We start from the raw sequence: 18048 nt of genomic DNA on the forward strand, positions 1-18048 counted from the left end.
GGGCTATGGTCAAGGTTAGAGCATGGCGGCATTGGCGGGAAGTCGCATGCCGGGCTGGCCTTGATCGCGTCGGGGCTGGTAGAAACGAGGGCATACCCAGCGGAGCGGCAGCGGGCCGTTCCGGACACTGCGATGATGGAGGTGGGCATGGAGATGTGCTGCGTCAAGGCCCTGGTGACGGGCAAGGTGCAGGGGGTCTGGTATCGCCGGGCGACTCAGGAGCAGGCCCTGCAGCACGGTGTCACCGGCCACGCCAGGAACCTGCCCGACGGACGGGTGGAGGTGCTGCTGTGCGGCGGCCCGGATGCCGTGAAGGCGGTCAGCGAGTGGCTCTGGCGGGGGCCGGAGAAGGCTCGGGTGACCCACGTCGAGCTCGAGGTGATCGAGGCCCACGTCCCGGATGACTTCCGTACCAGCTAGGGGCGTGACGTGGGCAGAGGCGAGGGGGGCTGGCTTGGGCCACCCCGCCGGCGGCATCAGGCGAGAACGTCGGCGATCCAGTCGCTCACCGCTTCGCCGTCGACCCCCAGGCAGGCGTCCACCGCGGGCGTTCGCGACCAGCGTGAGTCGATGAAGGCCCGCCCCTCGGGGGCGAAGAGCGTCTGGCCCTCAGCATCACCGTCGGTGACCACGGTGATGTGGCCGCGTGCCGTGCTGAAGAGCTCTGGCCTGAGCAGCCAGGCGAGGGCGCAGCTGTCGTGGGGGCAGCAGCCGTCGATGCCCAGGAAGGTCCGGTAGAAGTCGCGGTAGAAGGCGTAGCTGCCGGCCAGCACGCGGCCAAGCTCGCCCTGGCCGGCCTCGATGCGCGCCATGTGCTCTGCCGTCAGCACGCAGCGGTGGGTGACATCGAGGCCGACCAGGGTCAGCGGCCAGCCGGCGGTCAGCACCCGACTCGCTGCATGGGGGTCGTTGAACATGTTGGCCTCGGCCACCGGGGTGACGTTGCCCCCCTCGCGGATCGAACCGCCCATGATCACCACCTGCTTCACCTGCTCGATGAGCGTCGGGTCGAGCTGGAGGGCGGCGGCCAGGTTGCCCAGCGGCCCCACCGCCACCAGGGTGACCTCGCCGGGGCGGGCATTGACGGTATCGACGATGAACTGCGCAGCACTTCGCCCGTCGGCCCGGCCCTTCACCGCTGGCAGCGCGATGTCCCCCAGGCCGTTGGCGCCGTGAATATGGGCCGGCGGCGGACAGCGGGTCTTGACCAGCGGCGCGGCTGCCCCCTGGGCCACCGGCACATCGCTGCGTCCGGCCAGCTCGGCCAGCAGCAGGGCATTGTGAGTGGCGGTGGCCACGTCGACGTTGCCATAGGTGGTGGTCAGGCCGAGCAGCTCGAGCTCGGGGTGACGGAGGGCGATGGCGATGGCCTGGGCGTCATCCACCCCGGGGTCGGTATCGAAGATGATCGGATGGCGCATGGGGGGCTCCTCAAGAGGCTGGGGCTGTGGGCGGGGTCGAGTCGTTCAGCAGGCGCGCCACCTCGGCGGCGACCGGGATGCTCTCGGCGGCCCCCGGGCGCTGCACCGCCAGGGCGGCGGCCGCGCTGGCCTGCGTCAGGCAGTCGGCCACCGCGGCACCGCGCTGAAGCGCTGCCAGGTAGTAGCCGATGAAGGTGTCGCCCGCCCCGGTGGTATCCACGGCCGTCACCGCCAGCGCCGGCTGATGGCAACGCTGGTCGCCCCGCTGGTACCAGGCCCCCTCATCACCCAGGGTGAGCACGACGTCACAGCCCGGCAGCCGGTCGGCCAGGGCGTCGAGCAGGGCCTTCGCGCCCGCCTCCAGGGCCAGCCCGGTGATCCCGGCCGCCTCGCTGCGGTTGAGAAACAGCAGCTGGCAGGCCGACAGCGGCAGCTCACTCACCGCCTCGCTCATGGGGGCCGGGTTGAAGGCGATCCTGAGCCCGTGGCCGGCGGCCAGGGGAAGCAGCTGCTCGAGGCCGTTGCACTCGTTCTGGAGTAGCAGCCAGTCGCCGGGGCGGGTCGCGGCCACCAGGGCCTCTAGGCCGGCGCGCTGGAAGCCGTGGTTGGCGCCGGGAAAGAGGATGATGGCGTTCTCGCCGGCATCGTCCACCTGGATGATGGCGTGGCCGCTGGGGGCATCCACCAGGCTGACATGGGTGACATCGACCCCGGCCCGGGCCAGGCTGTCTCGAGCCCAGGCGTCCTGGCGGCCCAGCCGGCCCCAGTGACAGACCCGCCCGCCGGCCCGGGCCATGGCCAGGGACTGGTTGGCCCCCTTGCCGCCCAGCCCCACGCGATAGTCATGGCTGGCCAGCGTCTCCCCGGGCCTGACCAAGTGGGGAACGCGATAGACGTGGTCGAGGTTGATGGAGCCGAAGTTGTGCAGCATGGGCTGGGGCCTCCGTCACTCGGACTGCCAGGCGCGCAGGTTGTCGGCGGTGAGGGCCACCACATTCTGGCGCGACTCCGGGGTGATCCAGGCATTGTGAGGGGTCACGATCAGGTTCAGCGGCTCCGCCAGGGCATCGATCAGCGGATGGCCGTCGCGGGGCGGCTCCACCGGCAGCACGTCGACGCCGAGCCCGCCCAGGCGTCCCTCGCGGAGGGCCTCGAGGGCCGCCAGCTCGTCGATGATGCCCCCGCGGGCGCAGTTGACCAGCAGGGCGCCAGGCTTGAGGGTGGCCAGCAGGTCGGCATCGACCAGGTGCCGGGTCGCCTCGCTGAGCGGGCAGTGCAGACTGATGATGTCGGCCTCGGGGGCGAGGTCGGCCAGGGTGGGGCGGCTGTCATCCGCCTTGCCGGGCCGGGCCGCGAAGGTCACGGCCATGCCGAAGGCCTCGGCGAGCTGGGCGACCCGGCTGCCGAGCACCCCCTGGCCGACGATCACCAGGCGCTTGCCCTCCAGCTGCAGGGTGCCGTGGTCCATCAGGCAGAAGAAGGGGCTCTCGCCCCAGCGCCCGGTCGCCACGTCGCGCTGGTAGAGGGGCAGGCGGTTGGCCAGGGCGAGCATCAGCATCAGGGTGTGCTGGGCCACGCTGGCGGTGCCGTAGGCGGTGACGTTCTTCACCGCGATGCCCAGGCGCTCGGCGGCGGCCATGTCGATGTTGTTGGTGCCAGTGGCAAGCACGCAGATCAACCTGAGCTCGGGCAGCGCCTCGAGGGTCGCGGCGTCCAGCACCACCTTGTTGACGATGGCGACCCGGGCCCCGGCCAGGCGCTCGCGGGCTTCGGCGGTGGTGCTCTGATCGTGGACCGCCAGGGAGTCGACCTGCTCACGGATCGGGGCGAGGTCGATATCGGGGCCGAGGCTTGAGGCATCGAGGAGGACGGCATTCATCGGTTGGCTTCCTTCTGGGGGCCTTGCGCAGGCGCCTTGCCCGCACGGGTGGTGGGCACGCTATAATGTCCGGCTTTGGCAGGCTTGGATTCGCTGCGGGCCGGCCACATATTCGTTGTCGCCGGGAACGCCCGGCAGCGTCCTGATCTGGATACCGTGATTTTCCGGAGTGATCAAACCATGCCCATCTACGAATACGAGTGCAAGGCCTGCGGCCAGCGCCTGGAAAAGCTTCAGAAGATCAGCGCCGCTCCGCTGACCGACTGTCCCGCCTGCGAGGCCCCCGCGCTTTCGCGGCTGGTCTCGGCGGCCGGTTTCCGCCTGGCCGGCGGCGGCTGGTACGAGACCGACTTTAAGTCCGGCGGTAAGAAGAACCTGGCCGGTGATGCAGGAGGCTCCGCCCAGAGCGAGTCATCGTCCAGCAAGAAGGAGGGCGCGGCGGCCTGAGGGCCGCCCAGCCACTCGCCAACCCCTCATTTCGCTACAGAACAGGATACGACATGCGCAGCCATTATTGCGGCCAGCTCAACGAGACCCTGGTGGACCAGACGGTCACCCTGTGCGGCTGGGTACATCGCCGCCGTGACCACGGGGGCGTGATCTTCCTCGACATGCGCGATCGCGACGGCATCGCTCAGGTCGTGGTCGACCCCGATACCGCCGAGGCCTTCGCCACCGCCGACCGCGCGCGCAGCGAGTACGTGCTGCGCATCCAGGGCCGCGTGCGGCTGCGCCCGGAAGGTACCCAGAACCCCAACATGCCCACCGGCATGATCGAGGTGCTGGCCAAGGAGGTGGAGGTGCTCAACACCGCCGCCACGCCGCCCTTCCAGCTCGACGAGCACGGCAAGGTGGGCGAGGAGGTGCGCCTTAAGCACCGCTACATCGACCTGCGCCGTCCCGAGATGATCGAGAAACTGCGCCTGCGTTCGCGGATCTCCCACAGCGTGCGCGCCTTCCTGGAGGGACAGGGCTTCCTCGACATCGAGACCCCGATCCTCACCCGCGCGACCCCGGAAGGGGCCCGCGATTACCTGGTGCCGAGCCGCACCCATCCGGGCAGCTTCTTCGCGCTACCCCAGTCGCCGCAGCTGTTCAAGCAGCTGCTGATGGTGGCCGGCTTCGACCGCTACTACCAGATCGCGAAGTGCTTCCGCGACGAGGACCTGCGCGCCGACCGCCAGCCGGAGTTCACCCAGATCGACCTCGAGGCCTCCTTCGTCTCCGAGAACGACATCATGGGGATCACCGAGGCGATGATCCGCCAGCTCTTCCAGGAGGTGCTCAAGGTTGAGCTGCCCGAGTTCCCGCGCATGACCTGGAGCGAGGCGATGAACCGCTTCGGCTCCGACAAGCCGGATCTGCGCATCCCGCTCGAGCTCACTGATGTCGACGACCTGATGCAGCAGGTGGACTTCAAGGTCTTCTCAGGCCCGGCCAGCGCCGAGGATGGCCGCGTGGCCGCGCTGCGCGTGCCGGGTGGGGCCAAGCTCTCGCGCAAGGAGATCGACGACTACACCAAGTTCGTCGGCATCTATGGCGCCAAGGGCCTGGCCTGGATCAAGGTCAACGAGCGCGCCAAGGGCCTCGAGGGCCTGCAGTCGCCCATCGTCAAGTTCATGGAGAACGTGGTGGAGCAGCTGCTCGACCGCGTCGGCGCCGAGGACGGCGACATCATCTTCTTCGGTGCCGACAAGGCGCGCATCGTCAACGAGGCGATCGGCGCGCTGCGCGTCAGGCTGGGCGAGGACCTCGACCTCTACACCCGGCCCTGGGCGCCGCTGTGGGTGGTGGATTTCCCGATGTTCGAGGCCGACGACGACGGTCGCCTGAGCCCGCTGCACCACCCCTTCACCTCGCCCTCCTGCAGCCCCGAGGAGCTCAAGGCCAACCCGGCGGGCGCGCTCTCCCGGGCCTACGACATGGTGCTCAACGGCACCGAGCTGGGCGGCGGCTCCATCCGTATCCACGACCAGGCCATGCAGACCACCGTGTTCGAGATCCTCGGCATCGGTGAGGAGGAGGCCCGCGAGAAGTTCGGCTTCCTGCTCGACGCCCTGCAGTATGGTGCACCGCCCCATGGCGGCCTGGCCTTCGGCCTCGACCGCCTGGTGATGCTGATGGCGGGTGCCCGCACCATCCGCGAGGTGATTGCCTTCCCGAAGACCCAGAGCGCTGGCTGCCTGATGACCGACGCCCCGGGCGAGGTGAGCGTCGAGCAGCTGCGCGAGCTGAGCATCCGGCTGCGCCAGAAGGCCAAGGCGGAAGGTCAGGAGTGATTCCTCCTGGCCCCTGACGCAGCAAGAGACCGGCGCCCGATGGGCGCCGGTATCGTATGATGACGATTGATCCGATCACCGAGCCGAGCAGGGAGGCCCCATGAGGAGCACGCAGCGAACCGATGGCGGGGCAGGGTCGTGCTGATTCTCGGCATCGACCCCGGCTCGCGGCTCACCGGCTACGGGGTGCTCGACGTCTCGACCTCGACGCCACGCTATGTGGCGAGCGGCTGCATCCGCATCCGGGCCGACGACCTGGCCCAGAAGCTGGCCCAGGTCTATGCGGGGGTGAGTGAGCTGATCGCCATCCATCGCCCCGGTGAATTCGCCATCGAGCAGGTGTTCATGGCCAAGAACGCCGATTCGGCGCTCAAGCTCGGCCAGGCCCGGGGCACCGCCATCGTCTGTGCCGCCAACCACGGCCTCCCGGTGAGCGAGTACGGTCCGCGGCAGATCAAGCAGGCGGTGACCGGCACCGGTGGCGCCGACAAGGCCCAAGTGCAGCATATGGTGACGGCCATCCTCAAGCTCTCCGCCACGCCCCAGGCCGATGCCGCCGACGCACTGGCCATTGCCCTGACTCACGCTTATGCTCGCCTCGGCCTGCTCCAGGCCGGCAGCTTCGGCGGCCACCGCAGCCGCAGGAAGGGCCTTTCCTGGCGCGATTTCCAACCCTGAGGCTGTCGCTCTCCGGCGACGTCGACGGAGGCTTTCACGAGTTGTCGAACGCTGTTTCAGCATGGGCTGGTCAGCCGCACGGGCGACCAGTATAGTGGCGTCATCGGCGGCCCTGAGCCGCCTTTCCTGCAGTGAAGGACACGGATTTCTCCATGATTGGACGCCTGCGCGGCACCCTGCTTGAGAAGCAGCCTCCCTGGCTGGTGGTGGATGTGGCCGGGGTCGGCTACGAGCTCGAGGCCTCCATGACCACCCTGGTGGCCCTGCCGGCCACCGGCGAGGCCGTCTCCCTGCACACCCACCTGATCGTGCGCGATGACGCCCACCTGCTCTACGGCTTCGCCCGGGAGCAGGAGCGGGCGTTGTTCCGCGCACTGATCAAGGTCAATGGCGTAGGCCCCAGACTTGCCCTGGCGATCCTCTCCGGCATGGACGAGGCCGCCTTCCGGCGCTGCGTGCTCGACGACGACGTCAAGGCGCTGATGCGCCTGCCCGGAGTGGGCAGGAAGACCGCCGAGCGGCTGATCATCGAGATGCGCGACCGCTTCCCCCACTGGGAGCCCGGTGACGACGCCCTGGCGGAGCTGGCCAGCGGCGCCCAGCCCACCGCCTCGCGCCACGACCCCCTGGCCGATGCCGAGGCGGCCCTGGTCAGCCTTGGCTACAAGCCCGCCGAGGCGGCCAGGATGCTGGCGGGCCTCGAGGGCGAGGGGAGCACCGAGGCGATGATCAAGGCGGCCCTGAGCCGCCGGATGGCGGGGTAGCGCGATGCTGGAGAACGATCGCCTGATCGCTGCCGACGTCCGCGAGGGCGAGGAGCCCATCGACCGCGCCATCCGCCCGAAGCGGCTGGCCGACTACATCGGCCAGCCGCGAGTGCGCGAGCAGCTGGAGATCTTCATCGGCGCCGCCCGCGCCCGGGACGAGAGCCTCGACCACACCCTGGTGTTCGGCCCCCCGGGGCTGGGCAAGACGACCCTGGCCAACATCATCGCCGCCGAGATGGGAGTGGGGCTCAAGTCCACCTCCGGCCCGGTGCTGGAGCGCGCCGGCGACCTAGCCGCCATGCTGACCAACCTCGAAGCCGGCGATGTGCTCTTCATCGACGAGATCCATCGCCTCTCGCCGGTGGTGGAAGAGATCCTCTACCCCGCCATGGAGGACTTCCAGCTCGACATCATGATCGGCGAGGGGCCGGCGGCACGCTCCATCAAGCTCGACCTGCCACCCTTCACCCTGGTGGGGGCGACCACCCGGGCGGGGCTTTTGACCTCACCGCTGCGCGATCGCTTCGGCATCGTCCAGCGCCTGGAGTTCTATGCCATCGGCGAGCTCACCGAGATCGTCACCCGCTCGGCGCGGCTGATGGGGGTCGAGGCGGACGCCGACGGCGCCAGGGAAGTGGCACGCCGCTCCCGGGGTACCCCGCGCATCGCCAACCGCCTGCTGCGCCGCGTGCGCGACTACGCCGAGGTGCGCGGCAGCGGCCGTATCGACGCCGAGATCGCCGACCGGGCGCTGGACATGCTCCACGTCGACCACCACGGCCTGGACCATATGGACCGCCGCCTGCTGCTGGCGATGATCGAGAAGTTCGACGGCGGCCCGGTGGGGGTCGACTCGCTGGCCGCCGCCATCGGCGAGGAACGCGACACCATCGAGGACGTCATCGAGCCCTACCTGATCCAGCAGGGGCTGATGATGCGCACCGCGCGGGGGCGGGTGGTGACCCGCCAGGCCTGGCTGCACTTCGGCCTGACACCCGCCGAGGATGCCGCGGACGCCGCTGGGGAGACTCGGCCGTGAGCGATTTCCGTCTGCCGGTGCGCGTCTATATCGAGGACACCGATGCCGGTGGCATCGTCTACTACGTCAACTACCTCAAGTACATGGAGCGGGCACGCAGCGAGTGGCTGCGCGCGCAGGGGATCACCCAGCGCGAGCTGTTCGAGGCCGGCATCCAGCTGGTGGTGCACAAGCTGGAGTGTCGCTATGCCAAGCCCGCCCGACTGGACGACGCGCTCGAGGTGAGCGCAGAGATCCGGTCCCATGGCCGCGCCCGGCTGCAGTTCGGCCAGGTCGTGAGCCGTCGCGGGGAACCCTTGTGCGAGGCGCGGGTCGACATCGCCTGCATCGATGCGACGCGCCTCAAGCCCGTACCCTGGCCGCCGGCGCTGGCCGCGGCCCTGGCCCAACCCTCTGCCCAACCGCAAGACTGACGAGGATGCCCGTGAACGACTCCATGTCCATACCCCACCTGATCATGAGCGCCAGTACCGTGGTGCAGCTGGTCATGCTGCTGCTCACGGTGGGCTCGATCCTCTCCTGGGTCGTGATCTTCCAGCGCACCTTCGTGATGCGCCGTGCCAAGCAGACCCACCAGGCCTTCGAGGAGCGCTTCTGGTCCGGGGTCGACCTCAACGAGCTCTACCGGGAGACCCCGGCGGAGCAGGAGACCCAGGGCGCCGAGCACGTGTTCCGCGCCGGCTTCCGCGAATTCAACCGCCTGCTGCCCAAGACCAAGAGCCCCCAGGCGATCCTCGATGGCGTCCAGCGCAGCATGCGGGTGGCCTGGTCCCGGGAGGAGGAGCGCCTCAGCCTGCACCTGGTGTTCCTGGCCACCGTGGCTTCGGCCAGCCCCTATATCGGGCTGTTCGGCACCGTCTGGGGCATCATGGGCTCCTTCCAGGCGCTCTCCATGACCCAGCAGGCGACCCTCGCCACCGTGGCCCCCTGGATCGCCGAGGCGCTGATCGCCACCGCCATGGGGCTGTTCGCCGCCATCCCGGCGGTGATCTTCTACAACCGCCTGTCGTCCGAGTCTGCGCGGCTGCTGGGCAAGTACGAGGACTTCGCCGAGGAGTTCCACTCCATCCTGCACCGCAACCTGCAGGGCCGGGCCGAATCCGGCGCCGCCTGAGGGAGTCTGGCCATGCATGGACCTTTCAATCGCAGCGGGCGCAAGCCCATGGGCGAGATCAACGTCGTGCCCTTCATCGACGTCATGCTGGTGCTGCTGGTGATCTTCATGATCACCGCCCCCATGATGACCCAGGGCGTGCAGGTCGATCTGCCCCAGGTGACCTCCGAGCCCATCGAGAACGCTGATGAGAGCGACCCGATCATCGTCTCGGTGGATCGCGACGGCGGCTACTACCTCTCCATCGGCGGCGAGGAGAGCGCCGTGGACCTCGACGAGCTCGCCGATCGGGTGATCATCCTGCTCGAGCGCCGCCCCGGCACGCCGGTGATGGTGCGCGGGGATCGCAATGTTACCTACGGTCAGGTGGTCACCCTGATGAGTACCCTGCAGGTGGCCGGCGTGGCCAACGTCGGATTGATATCCGAACCACCCGGCGGGGAAGGCTGAGGATTATCGATGGCCACACAGGACCCACGGGTAGGGTACGGCCTGCCGACGATCCTCGCGGTGGCGCTGCACGTGGTGGTGGTGCTGTTCAGCGTGATCAGCCTGCCCAGCCGCGAGCCGGAACCGACCTCATCCTCCATTGTTCAGGCTACCCTGGTCAGCACCGAGACGGTGACCGATCAGGCGCAGCGTGCCGAGGCGGCGCGCTCGCGCGCCCTGGCGCGGGAAGCGGAGGAGCAGCGTCAGGCCGAGGAGGCCGCACGCGAGGCAGAGGAGGCGGCGGCCGCCGTCGAGGCCGCGCGACAGGCGGAGCAGGAGGCCGAGACCCGGGCTCAGGAGGAGGCCCGGAGTGCCGCTGAGGCGGCCGAGGCCGAAGCCGCCCGGCGCGCCGAGGAGGCCGAACGCCAAGCCCAGCAGCGTGAGGAGCAGCGCCTTCAGCAGGAAGAGGCCGAGCGGCAGCGCCAGGCCGAGGCGGAAGCCGAACGCCAGCGTCAGCCGGAAGCGGAGGCCGAACGCCAAGCCCAGCAGCGGGAGGAGCAGCGCCTTCAGCAGGAAGAGGCCGAGCGGCAGCGCCAGGCCGAGGCGGAAGCCGAACGCCAGCGTCAGGTCGAGACGGAAGCCGAACGCCAGCGCCAGGCGGAAGCGGAGGCCGAACGCCAGCGCCAGGCGGAAGCGGAGGCCGAACGCCAGCGTCAGGCCGAGGCGGAAGCCGAACGCCAGCGTCAGGCGGAGGCGGAAGCCGAACGCCAGCGCCAGGCGGAAGCGGAGGCCGAACGCCAGCGTCAGGCGGAAGCGGAGGCCGAACGCCAGCGCCAGGCGGAAGCGGAGGCCGAACGCCAGCGTCAGGCCGAGGCGGAAGCCGAACGCCAGCGTCAGGCGGAAGCGGAAGCCGAACGCCAGCGCCAGGCGGAAGCGGAGGCCGAACGCCAGCGTCAGGCGGAAGCGGAGGCCGAACGCCAGCGTCAGGCGGAAGCGGAGGCCGAACGCCAGCGCCAGGCGGAAGCTGAACGCCAGCGCCAGGCCGAGGAAGAGGCCCGTCGTCAGCGCGAAGCGGAGGAGCAGCGCCGCCGGGAGCAGGAAGCCCAGCGTCAGCGCGAGGCCGAGGAGGCCGCACGCCGCGCCGCCGAGGCGGCAAGCCAGGGGCTCGATCGCGCCATCGATGGCGAGAGCGACGCCGTTGCCAATGCGCGACAGGGCCAGGAGGCCGCCAACAGCTTCATCAACCTGGTTCGCCGCGCGGTGGAGCAGGCCTGGGTGATTCCCCCCAATGTACCGGGCGGTGCCACCACGGAGGTCGCGGTGCGTCTCGGCCCCTCCGGCGAGCTGTTCGGCGCCTCGATCACCCGCAGCAGCGGCGACAGCGCCTTCGATCGCTCGGCGATCCAGGCGGTCGAGGCCGCGGCACCGTTCGCCGAACTGCGACAGTTGCCAGCCAACCTGCAACGGGACTACCGTCAATTCAATCTGCGTTTCACACCGGGAGACGTGCGCTGATGAAAGCCCTGATCACTTCCTGGCTGACGGCTCTGCTGCTGTTCTTCAGCGGCATGGCCCAGGCCAACCTGACCATCGAGATCACCCGCGGCAGTGACCGGGCGACCCCGGTCGCCGTGGTGCCCTTCGCCGGCGGCGACGACTTCCCCGAGGACGTCGCCCAGGTGATCCACGACAACCTGGAGCGCAGCGGCTACTTCGACCCGCTGCCGCGCCGTCAGATGCTCGACCGCCCCAGCGAGAGCGACGAGGTGCGCTATGGCACCTGGCGCAGTCTGGACGTGCGCTACCTGGTGGTGGGGCGTGCCAGCCGCGAAGGCAACGGCTACCGCCTGCGCTACGAGCTGATGGACGTCAGCGGCGAGCGCCGCATGCTGGGGGAGGTGGTCACCGCCGACCAGAACGAACTGCGCGGCGCCGCCCACTACATCAGCGACCAGATCTTCGAGGCGATCACCGGCATTCGCGGCGCCTTCTCGACCCGCATCGCCTACGTGACGGCCCAGGGCGTGGGTGACAACATGCAGTTCACCCTCTACGTGGCGGATGCCGACGGCCGCAACAGCCAGCAGGTGCTGAGCTCACGGGAACCGATCCTGTCGCCGGCCTGGTCGCCCGACGGGCGCCGCCTGGCCTATGTCTCCTTCGAGACCGAGCGGCCGGCGATCTATATCCAGGACCTGGCTTCGGGCCAGCGGGTGCGCGCGACCTCCTTCGAGGGCATCAACGGGGCCCCGGCCTGGTCACCGGATGGCCGTCGCCTGGCCATGTCCCTCTCCAAGGATGGCCAGCCGGAGATCTACGTAATGGATATCGCCTCGCGGGATTTCCAGCGCATCACCAACAGCTCGAGCATCGACACCGAGCCGGCCTGGGCACCCGACGGTCGCAGCCTGCTGTTCACCTCGGACCGCAGCGGCGGGCCGCAGCTCTACCGCCACGACTTCGGCAGCGGCCAGCAGCAGCGACTCACCTTCACCGGTAACTACAATGCCCGTGGGCGCTTCGCGCCCGACGGGGAATCGATCTTCCTCGTCCATCGCTCCAGCAACGGCTACCAGGTGGCGCGCCAGGACCTGGACAGCGGACGACTGGTCGTGCTGAGCGATTCGCGCTGGGATGAATCCCCCAGTGTTGCGCCCAACGGGACCATGGTAATCTTCGCCACCCAGCAGGGTAACAGCGGGGTATTGGGGGCAGTGACCGCCGACGGACGTGCGTCCTTCCGGCTGCCTTCCGCATCGGGCGACGTGCGTGAACCCGCATGGTCTCCCTTTCTCAACTGACCACAGTGATGTTGGTGCTCTTCGATTCAGTAAGGAGTAACACAATGCAACTCAAGCCCTACGCCAGGACCCTGGCGGTCGCTCTGTCCCTGGCCTTCGTGGCAGGTTGTTCCAGCAGTGGCGGGACCCAGGACGGGTCCATGGACAGTTCCCGCACCGGCAACGGCGTGGCCGGCAGCGGCGTCTCCGGTAGCCAGGTAGGCGGCACCGGTTTCGGCAGCGGCACCGCGGGCCAGGAGGCCGATGGCCGCATCCCCCAGCAGCGCACCATCTACTTCGAGTTCGACAGCGACCGCATCCGCAGCGAGTTCGAACCGGTGCTGGCCGCCCACGCCCGCTACCTGCGCGAGAACGGCAACTCCCGTGTGGTCCTGCAGGGCCATACCGATGAGCGTGGCACCCGCGAATACAACATGGCACTGGGCGAGCGTCGTGCCCGCTCCGTGGAGCGCTTCCTCTCCGTGCAGGGCGTGTCGCCCTCCCAGGTCGAGGTAGTGAGCTACGGCGAGGAGCGCCCGGCCGCCCGTGGCCAGAACGAGGAAGCCTACGCCCAGAACCGTCGGGTCGTCTTCGCCTACTGAGTCGTCGGCACCCGCGTCGATGGAGACACGCATGAAACACGGTCTGAAAGGACTGTGCGGCGCGGGAGCCCTGGTGCTCCCGCTGTCCGTATGGCTCCCCGCAGTCGCGCAGCAGCCGGTGGTCGAAGACCTCACCTCCCAGCCGCGCACCTTCTACCAGCAGACGGAAACCCGCGAGGCTGCCGGCGGCAGCCTGGTGATCTTCAATCAGGTCCAGCAGCACGAGGAGGAGATCCGCCAGCTGCGCGGCCAGGTCGAGGAGCTTCGGCACCAGCTCGAGCAGCTGCGCCGCCAGACTCGCGACCAGTACCTGGACCTCGAGGACAGGCTCGCCACAGCGCCGGTCGGCGTCGGCGGGGATGCGAGCGCCCAGGTCGATGACGAGGCCGCACGCCAGGTGGCCCAGGCTCCGTCGCCCAGCGGCGCGAGCCCCGAGGCCCAGCAGGCCTATCAGCAGGCCTTCGCCAGGGTCCAGGCCCGGGAGTTCAGCGAGGCCATCGGCGCCTTCGAACGCTTCGTGGCCCAGCACCCCGACAACAGCCTGACCGCCAATGCCTACTACTGGCTGGGAGAGCTGCACGCCGCGGAGGGCGACCTCGAGGCGGCCGAGCGCGAGTTCCGCACCGTGCTCGACGACTTCCCGCAGAGCAACAAGGTGCCCGACTCCCTCTACAAGCTGGGCCTGCTCAAGGCGCGCCAGGGCGACCCCCAGGCCAGCCGCGAGCTGCTCGAGCGGGTGCGCGACGACTACCCGGACACCACCGCAGCGGGCCTGGCCAACGACTTCCTGCGCCAGTCCGGCAACTGATCACCAAGGAGACCCCATGACGACCTGCAAGATCGACTATCAGGCCCCTGCGGACCTGCTCAAGGACCGCATCATCCTGGTAACGGGCGCGGGTGACGGGATCGGCCGGGCCGCGGCCCTGTCCTTTGCCCGCCACGGGGCCACGGTGATCCTGCTGGGCCGTACCATCGCCAAGCTGGAGAAGGTCTACGACGAGATCGAGGCCGCGGGCGGGCCTCAGCCGGCGATCTTCCCGCTCAACTTCGAGGGCGCCACCCTCAAGGACTACCACGACATGGCCGAAACCCTGGACCGGGAGTTCGGCCGCCTCGACGGTATCCTGCACAACGCCGGCCTGCTGGGGCGCATCACGCCCTTCGAGCAGTACAACCCGGAGCTGTGGGAGCAGGTGATGCAGGTCAACTTCAACGGTCCCGTCTGGATGACCCAGGCGCTGCTGCCGCTGCTCAAGGCGTCCGCGGATGCCTCGCTGGTGTTCACCTCCTCCAGCGTCGGGCGCCGCGGACGTGCCTACTGGGGGGCCTACGCGGTTTCCAAGTTCGCCACCGAGGGGCTCATGGAGGTGCTGGCCGACGAGGTCGAGCACCTGGGCAACGTGCGGGTCAACAGCCTGAATCCCGGCGCCACCCGCACCCAGATGCGCAAGCAGGCCTATCCGGGCGAGCTGCCGGAGACCCTGCGCACTCCCGAGGAGATCATGCCTACCTACCTGTGGCTGATGGGGCCCGATAGCCGCGGCCACAACGGCGAGAGCTTCGACGCCCAGCCGCCCCGGTCATGAGTCCCGACGCCGGATAGGTCCCCGCACCACGAAGCCTTCCGGGCGGCCGATGCCCGCCCGGAAGCTGGCCGAGCCGGGTGCGGCGGCCTGCGGGTCGATGTGATCGCGAATCCCCGTGACGTCCTCGCTGCTGATCAGTCGCTCGTCCTCTCCGCTCACGTCGCGATGTGCCACCAGCCGCCCCTCGTGCTCCCAACTGCGACGCGGCACCAGGGCCACGCGCCACTCGCGCCCTTGCCAATGGCCTCGTGCCGGTCCCTTAAGGGTCATTTCATCGAGGGGAATCAAGGCCGCGAACAGCCGACTGTTGAGCACGATACCGGAGTCCCCCATGCGCACGCCGCCTCGGTAGCGACCCTGGCGCAGCGCGCTCAGGGCGCCCCAGGGTGACTGCTGGTGCTCCAGAGTGCCGCTGCCGCAGAGGTGGAGGAGGTCGCCATCGACCTGCTTGAGGGCCCAGACCGAGATGGGGGTGAGCCCGGCGCCCTGCAGGAGGGTATCGAGGGCGTGCCGCCCTCGTCCGGCCAGGCCGCCGTCCCGGCCCGGCGCGGCGAGCCGGCGCCGAGGCAGCGTGAGGCGGCGCAGGAGCGCCGGTGCGGGGGCCATGAGGCGTCGGATGCCACCGGGCGCCAGGCCCTGCCGGCCCCCGGACATCTCATGGACGCAGCCTTGCGCAGCGGCCAGCTGCTTCGCTTGCGCCGCCAGCAGGCGCCGTCTCGAGAAGTCGGCGCCGCAGTCGATACAGCTGTAGGTGTGAGGAAGCCCGAGCAGCCGCCGCCAGAGCGCACGTCTATTTCGGTAGAGGCCGTGGCTCGCGCAGTGAGGACAACGCTTCATCGCCGGGCCCTCCGCCGATGCAAGTGCGAGGCCCCGCCACGAACGGTGGCAGGCGCGTCCTCCAGTATCGTGGCGGCCGTCAAGGGCGGCCAGATCAAATCCCTGATCAGCGGGTGGGAGCTGTCTCAGCCAGGATGATGGCTTCCACCAGGGCCTCACCGCTCTCGAACCAGAGGTCGGCGGGCCAGGCGCGATAGTCGTCACCTTCCTCCACATAGCCCCAGCCCACCGCCACGGCCGCCATGCCGGCGGCGCGAGCGGCCTGGATGTCGCGCAGGTGGTCGCCCAGGTACCAGCAGGCCTGGGGCGCCACCGCAAGACGGCGGGCGGCCTCCAGCAGCGGGGCCGGATCCGGCTTCTTCACCGGCAGATCGTCAGCACACAGCATCGCCCCCGGGGCCAGCCCCAGGGCGGCCACCAGAGGCTCGGCATAGGCCCGCGGCTTGTTGGTGACGATGCCCCAGGGGCGATCGGCACTCTCCCACTGCTCCAGCAGCCGCACCAGCGGCGGGAAGACACGGCTCTCGTCGGCCACCGCCTCGCCGTAGGCGGTGAGCAGGAAGGTGCGCGCTTCGTCGTGGCCCTCGGCCTCTCTGGCGAGTCCGAGTGCCAGGGTCACCAGGGCGCTGCCGCCGTTGGAGACCTGGGCGCGGATCACCGGATAGGGCAGCGGGGCGAGCCCATGGTGGGCGCGCAGCGCGTTGGTGGCCCGGGCCAGGTCCGGCGCGGTATCCACCAGGGTACCGTCGAGGTCGAAGAGCAGGGCGGCCGGACGTGTCGGGGTGATCACTCGGCCTCCCGGCGGCAGTGCATCAGGTAGTTCACCGAAACGTCGGTGGGGTGCAGGCGGTAGCGCCGGGTCAGCGGGTTGTAGACCAAGCCGCTCTGCTCCTGGATCTCGAGGTGAGCCGCGCGGCACCAGCCGGCCAGCTCCGCCGGGCGGATGAACTTCTCGTAGTCGTGGGTCCCGCGGGGCAGCAGGCGCAGCAGGTATTCCGCGCCGAGGATCGCCAGGGCATAGGCCTTGGGGTTGCGGTTGAGGGTAGAGAAGAAGAGCTGACCGCCGGGCTTGACCAGGGTGGCGCAGGCGCGCACCACCGAGGCCGGGTCGGGCACGTGCTCGAGCATCTCCAGGCAGGTCACCACGTCGAACTCGCCGGGCATCTCCTCGGCCAGCGCCTCCACGCTGATGCGGCGATAGTCGACCTCGACGCCGCTCTCCTCGGCATGCAGCCTGGCCACCGCCAGGGGCGCCTCGCCGAGATCGATGCCGGTGACCCGGGCGCCGCGGTGGGCCATCGCCTCGGCCAGGATGCCGCCGCCGCAGCCCACGTCCACGACACGCTTGCCGGCAAGGCCCGCGCGGGCATCGATGAAGTCCAGACGCAGCGGGTTGATCTCATGGAGCGGCTTGAACTCGCTCTCCGGGTCCCACCAGCGGCTGGCCAGGGCCTCGAACTTGGCAATCTCGCCGGGATCGACGTTGCCCGCTTGCGTCTGACTTGCGCCCATCTGAGCTCTCCGTTCAGGAATCACGATGCAGTCCTAACCATGGGTGTTGCCTGGCCGGCACAGTGGCAGGGCCAGGCTCGTCCGGTATCATGGCACCATTCTACCCGCTCTTAAGGCCGCATTCCCATGGCCAGGGGCGGGAGTCGCCTGACGCAACGCGGCGGGGCTCTCCGGGGCTGGCCGTGTCGCGGCCATTCACTGACGATGACGTTACGGACAAGGATTTCACCATGATCAAGAAGGCCGTGCTTCCCGTCGCCGGCTTCGGCACCCGCTGCCTGCCGGCCTCCAAGGCAATTCCCAAGGAGATGATCACCATCGTTGACCGTCCGGTGATCCAGTACGTGGTCGAGGAGGCGGTCGCCGCCGGCATCCGCGATATCGTGCTGGTGACCCATGGCAGCAAGTCGGCCATCGAGAACCACTTCGACAAGCACTTCGAGCTGGAGGCGAGCCTCGAGGCCAAGGGCAAACACGAGCTGCTCGCCGAGCTGCGCAGCATCGTCCCGGAGGAGGTCAATATCATCAGCGTGCGCCAGCCCGAGCCCCTCGGGCTCGGCCATGCCGTGCTCTGCGCCCGCCCGGTGGTGGGGGACGACGAGCCCTTTGCGGTGCTGCTCCCCGACGTGCTGGTGGATGCCGAGGGCCTCGAGCGCAATGACCTGGCCTGCATGCTCGGCGCCTTCGACGCCAGCGGTCGCGCCCAGCTGATGGTAGAGGAGGTGCCCCGCGAGCTGACCTACAAGTACGGCATCGTCGATACCGGGGGCGAGACACCCGCTCCCGGCGAGTCGCGCCCGCTGGCCGGCGTGGTGGAGAAGCCGGCTGTGGAGGAGGCGCCCTCCAACCTGGCGGTGATCGGCCGCTACGCGCTGCCCGGCAGCATCTTCCAGCTGCTGGCCGAGACGGCCCCGGGGGCCGGGGGCGAGATCCAGCTCACCGACGCCATCGAGACCCTCCGCCAGTGCGAGGGCGTCGATGCCTTCCGCATGCGCGGCAAGACCTACGACTGCGGTCACCAGCTCGGCTACCTGGAAGCGATCCTCGCTTACGGACGCCGCCATGCCCGCTATGGCGAGGGATTCCGCGAGTTGCTCACCCGCTACGCCAACGAGGCCTGAC

Annotated in this window: 21 protein-coding genes; 15 read left to right on the plus strand and 6 right to left on the minus strand. The window is 69.4% G+C overall.

The window, feature by feature from the left end; all coding sequences use genetic code 11:
• Positions 1–147: 147 nt before the first annotated feature.
• Positions 148–420: an acylphosphatase gene (locus D1793_RS04220; protein WP_119023565.1), complete on the plus strand. Its 273-nt coding sequence runs from the start codon at positions 148–150 to the stop codon at positions 418–420.
• 56 nt (positions 421–476) lie between these two features.
• On the opposite strand, the gene D1793_RS04225 is transcribed toward D1793_RS04220, so the two are convergent.
• Genes D1793_RS04225 through D1793_RS04235 form a run of 3 tightly spaced genes read right to left on the minus strand, consistent with a single transcriptional unit; the run spans position 477 to position 3300 of the window.
• The gene (locus D1793_RS04225) at positions 477–1421 is read right to left on the minus strand and encodes a nucleoside hydrolase (protein ID WP_119021032.1); all 945 of its coding nucleotides are present in this window, start codon (positions 1419–1421) and stop codon (positions 477–479) included.
• Between the two features lie 10 nt (positions 1422–1431).
• On the minus strand, positions 1432–2352 hold the full coding sequence (locus D1793_RS04230; protein ID WP_119021033.1) for a ribokinase: 921 nt from the start codon (positions 2350–2352) through the stop codon (positions 1432–1434).
• Between the two features lie 15 nt (positions 2353–2367).
• Positions 2368–3300 (minus strand): D-2-hydroxyacid dehydrogenase, encoded by a 933-nt coding sequence (locus D1793_RS04235; protein WP_119021034.1) that lies wholly within the window; start codon positions 3298–3300, stop codon positions 2368–2370.
• Positions 3301–3480: 180 nt separating this feature from the next.
• On the opposite strand from D1793_RS04235, the gene D1793_RS04240 reads away from it, so the two are divergent.
• The 13 genes from D1793_RS04240 to D1793_RS04300 all read left to right on the plus strand — a co-directional run bounded on the left by D1793_RS04240 (position 3481) and on the right by D1793_RS04300 (position 14577).
• Positions 3481–3747: a zinc ribbon domain-containing protein gene (locus D1793_RS04240; RefSeq protein WP_119021035.1), complete on the plus strand. Its 267-nt coding sequence runs from the start codon at positions 3481–3483 to the stop codon at positions 3745–3747.
• Between the two features lie 53 nt (positions 3748–3800).
• Positions 3801–5579, plus strand: coding sequence for an aspartate--tRNA ligase (gene aspS, locus D1793_RS04245; RefSeq protein WP_119021036.1), 1779 nt, complete (start codon positions 3801–3803; stop codon positions 5577–5579).
• A 138-nt stretch (positions 5580–5717) separates the two neighbouring features.
• On the plus strand, positions 5718–6257 hold the full coding sequence (gene ruvC, locus D1793_RS04250) for a crossover junction endodeoxyribonuclease RuvC (protein WP_119021037.1): 540 nt from the start codon (positions 5718–5720) through the stop codon (positions 6255–6257).
• A 152-nt stretch (positions 6258–6409) separates the two neighbouring features.
• Positions 6410–7021 (plus strand): Holliday junction branch migration protein RuvA, encoded by a 612-nt coding sequence (gene ruvA, locus D1793_RS04255; protein ID WP_119021038.1) that lies wholly within the window; start codon positions 6410–6412, stop codon positions 7019–7021.
• A 4-nt stretch (positions 7022–7025) separates the two neighbouring features.
• A complete protein-coding gene (gene ruvB / locus D1793_RS04260) occupies positions 7026–8063 on the plus strand; it encodes a Holliday junction branch migration DNA helicase RuvB (protein ID WP_119021039.1) in 1038 nt (345 codons plus the stop codon).
• The gene (gene ybgC, locus D1793_RS04265) at positions 8060–8476 is read left to right on the plus strand and encodes a tol-pal system-associated acyl-CoA thioesterase (protein WP_276110793.1); all 417 of its coding nucleotides are present in this window, start codon (positions 8060–8062) and stop codon (positions 8474–8476) included. The genes ruvB and ybgC overlap by 4 nt, the downstream gene beginning before the upstream one ends.
• A gap of 23 nt (positions 8477–8499) precedes the next feature.
• Positions 8500–9177, plus strand: a complete 678-nt coding sequence (gene tolQ, locus D1793_RS04270) for a protein TolQ (protein ID WP_240407769.1) — start codon at positions 8500–8502, stop codon at positions 9175–9177.
• Between the two features lie 12 nt (positions 9178–9189).
• A complete protein-coding gene (tolR, locus tag D1793_RS04275) occupies positions 9190–9627 on the plus strand; it encodes a protein TolR (protein WP_119021040.1) in 438 nt (145 codons plus the stop codon).
• Between the two features lie 9 nt (positions 9628–9636).
• On the plus strand, positions 9637–11121 hold the full coding sequence (tolA, locus tag D1793_RS04280) for a cell envelope integrity protein TolA (RefSeq protein WP_240407770.1): 1485 nt from the start codon (positions 9637–9639) through the stop codon (positions 11119–11121).
• Positions 11121–12407, plus strand: a complete 1287-nt coding sequence (gene tolB / locus D1793_RS04285; RefSeq protein ID WP_119021041.1) for a Tol-Pal system beta propeller repeat protein TolB — start codon at positions 11121–11123, stop codon at positions 12405–12407. The genes tolA and tolB overlap by 1 nt, the downstream gene beginning before the upstream one ends.
• A 44-nt stretch (positions 12408–12451) precedes the next feature.
• Positions 12452–12988: a peptidoglycan-associated lipoprotein Pal gene (pal, locus tag D1793_RS04290; RefSeq protein ID WP_119021042.1), complete on the plus strand. Its 537-nt coding sequence runs from the start codon at positions 12452–12454 to the stop codon at positions 12986–12988.
• Between the two features lie 31 nt (positions 12989–13019).
• Positions 13020–13796, plus strand: coding sequence for a tol-pal system protein YbgF (ybgF, locus tag D1793_RS04295; protein ID WP_119021043.1), 777 nt, complete (start codon positions 13020–13022; stop codon positions 13794–13796).
• Between the two features lie 16 nt (positions 13797–13812).
• Complete coding sequence (locus D1793_RS04300) at positions 13813–14577, plus strand: YciK family oxidoreductase (RefSeq protein WP_119021044.1); 765 nt, start codon at positions 13813–13815, stop codon at positions 14575–14577.
• On the opposite strand, the gene D1793_RS04305 is transcribed toward D1793_RS04300, so the two are convergent.
• The 3 genes from D1793_RS04305 to ubiG all read right to left on the minus strand — a co-directional run bounded on the left by D1793_RS04305 (position 14572) and on the right by ubiG (position 16926).
• Positions 14572–15414, minus strand: a complete 843-nt coding sequence (locus D1793_RS04305) for a hypothetical protein (protein ID WP_162899907.1) — start codon at positions 15412–15414, stop codon at positions 14572–14574. The two genes, D1793_RS04300 and D1793_RS04305, sit on opposite strands and share 6 nt — an antisense overlap.
• Before the next feature lie 106 nt (positions 15415–15520).
• Positions 15521–16201 carry an HAD-IA family hydrolase gene (locus tag D1793_RS04310; protein ID WP_119023568.1) on the minus strand — a complete coding sequence of 227 codons (681 nt, stop codon included), beginning with the start codon at positions 16199–16201 and terminating at the stop codon, positions 15521–15523.
• Positions 16201–16926, minus strand: a complete 726-nt coding sequence (gene ubiG, locus D1793_RS04315; RefSeq protein ID WP_119021046.1) for a bifunctional 2-polyprenyl-6-hydroxyphenol methylase/3-demethylubiquinol 3-O-methyltransferase UbiG — start codon at positions 16924–16926, stop codon at positions 16201–16203. Before ubiG ends, D1793_RS04310 begins: the two co-directional genes overlap by 1 nt.
• 230 nt (positions 16927–17156) lie before the next feature.
• On the opposite strand from ubiG, the gene galU reads away from it, so the two are divergent.
• Complete coding sequence (gene galU, locus D1793_RS04320; protein WP_119021047.1) at positions 17157–18047, plus strand: UTP--glucose-1-phosphate uridylyltransferase GalU; 891 nt, start codon at positions 17157–17159, stop codon at positions 18045–18047.
• Position 18048 lies beyond the last annotated feature (1 nt).

The organism is Halomonas sp. JS92-SW72 (assembly GCF_003547075.1).
Lineage (GTDB): Bacteria > Pseudomonadota > Gammaproteobacteria > Pseudomonadales > Halomonadaceae > Halomonas > Halomonas alkalicola.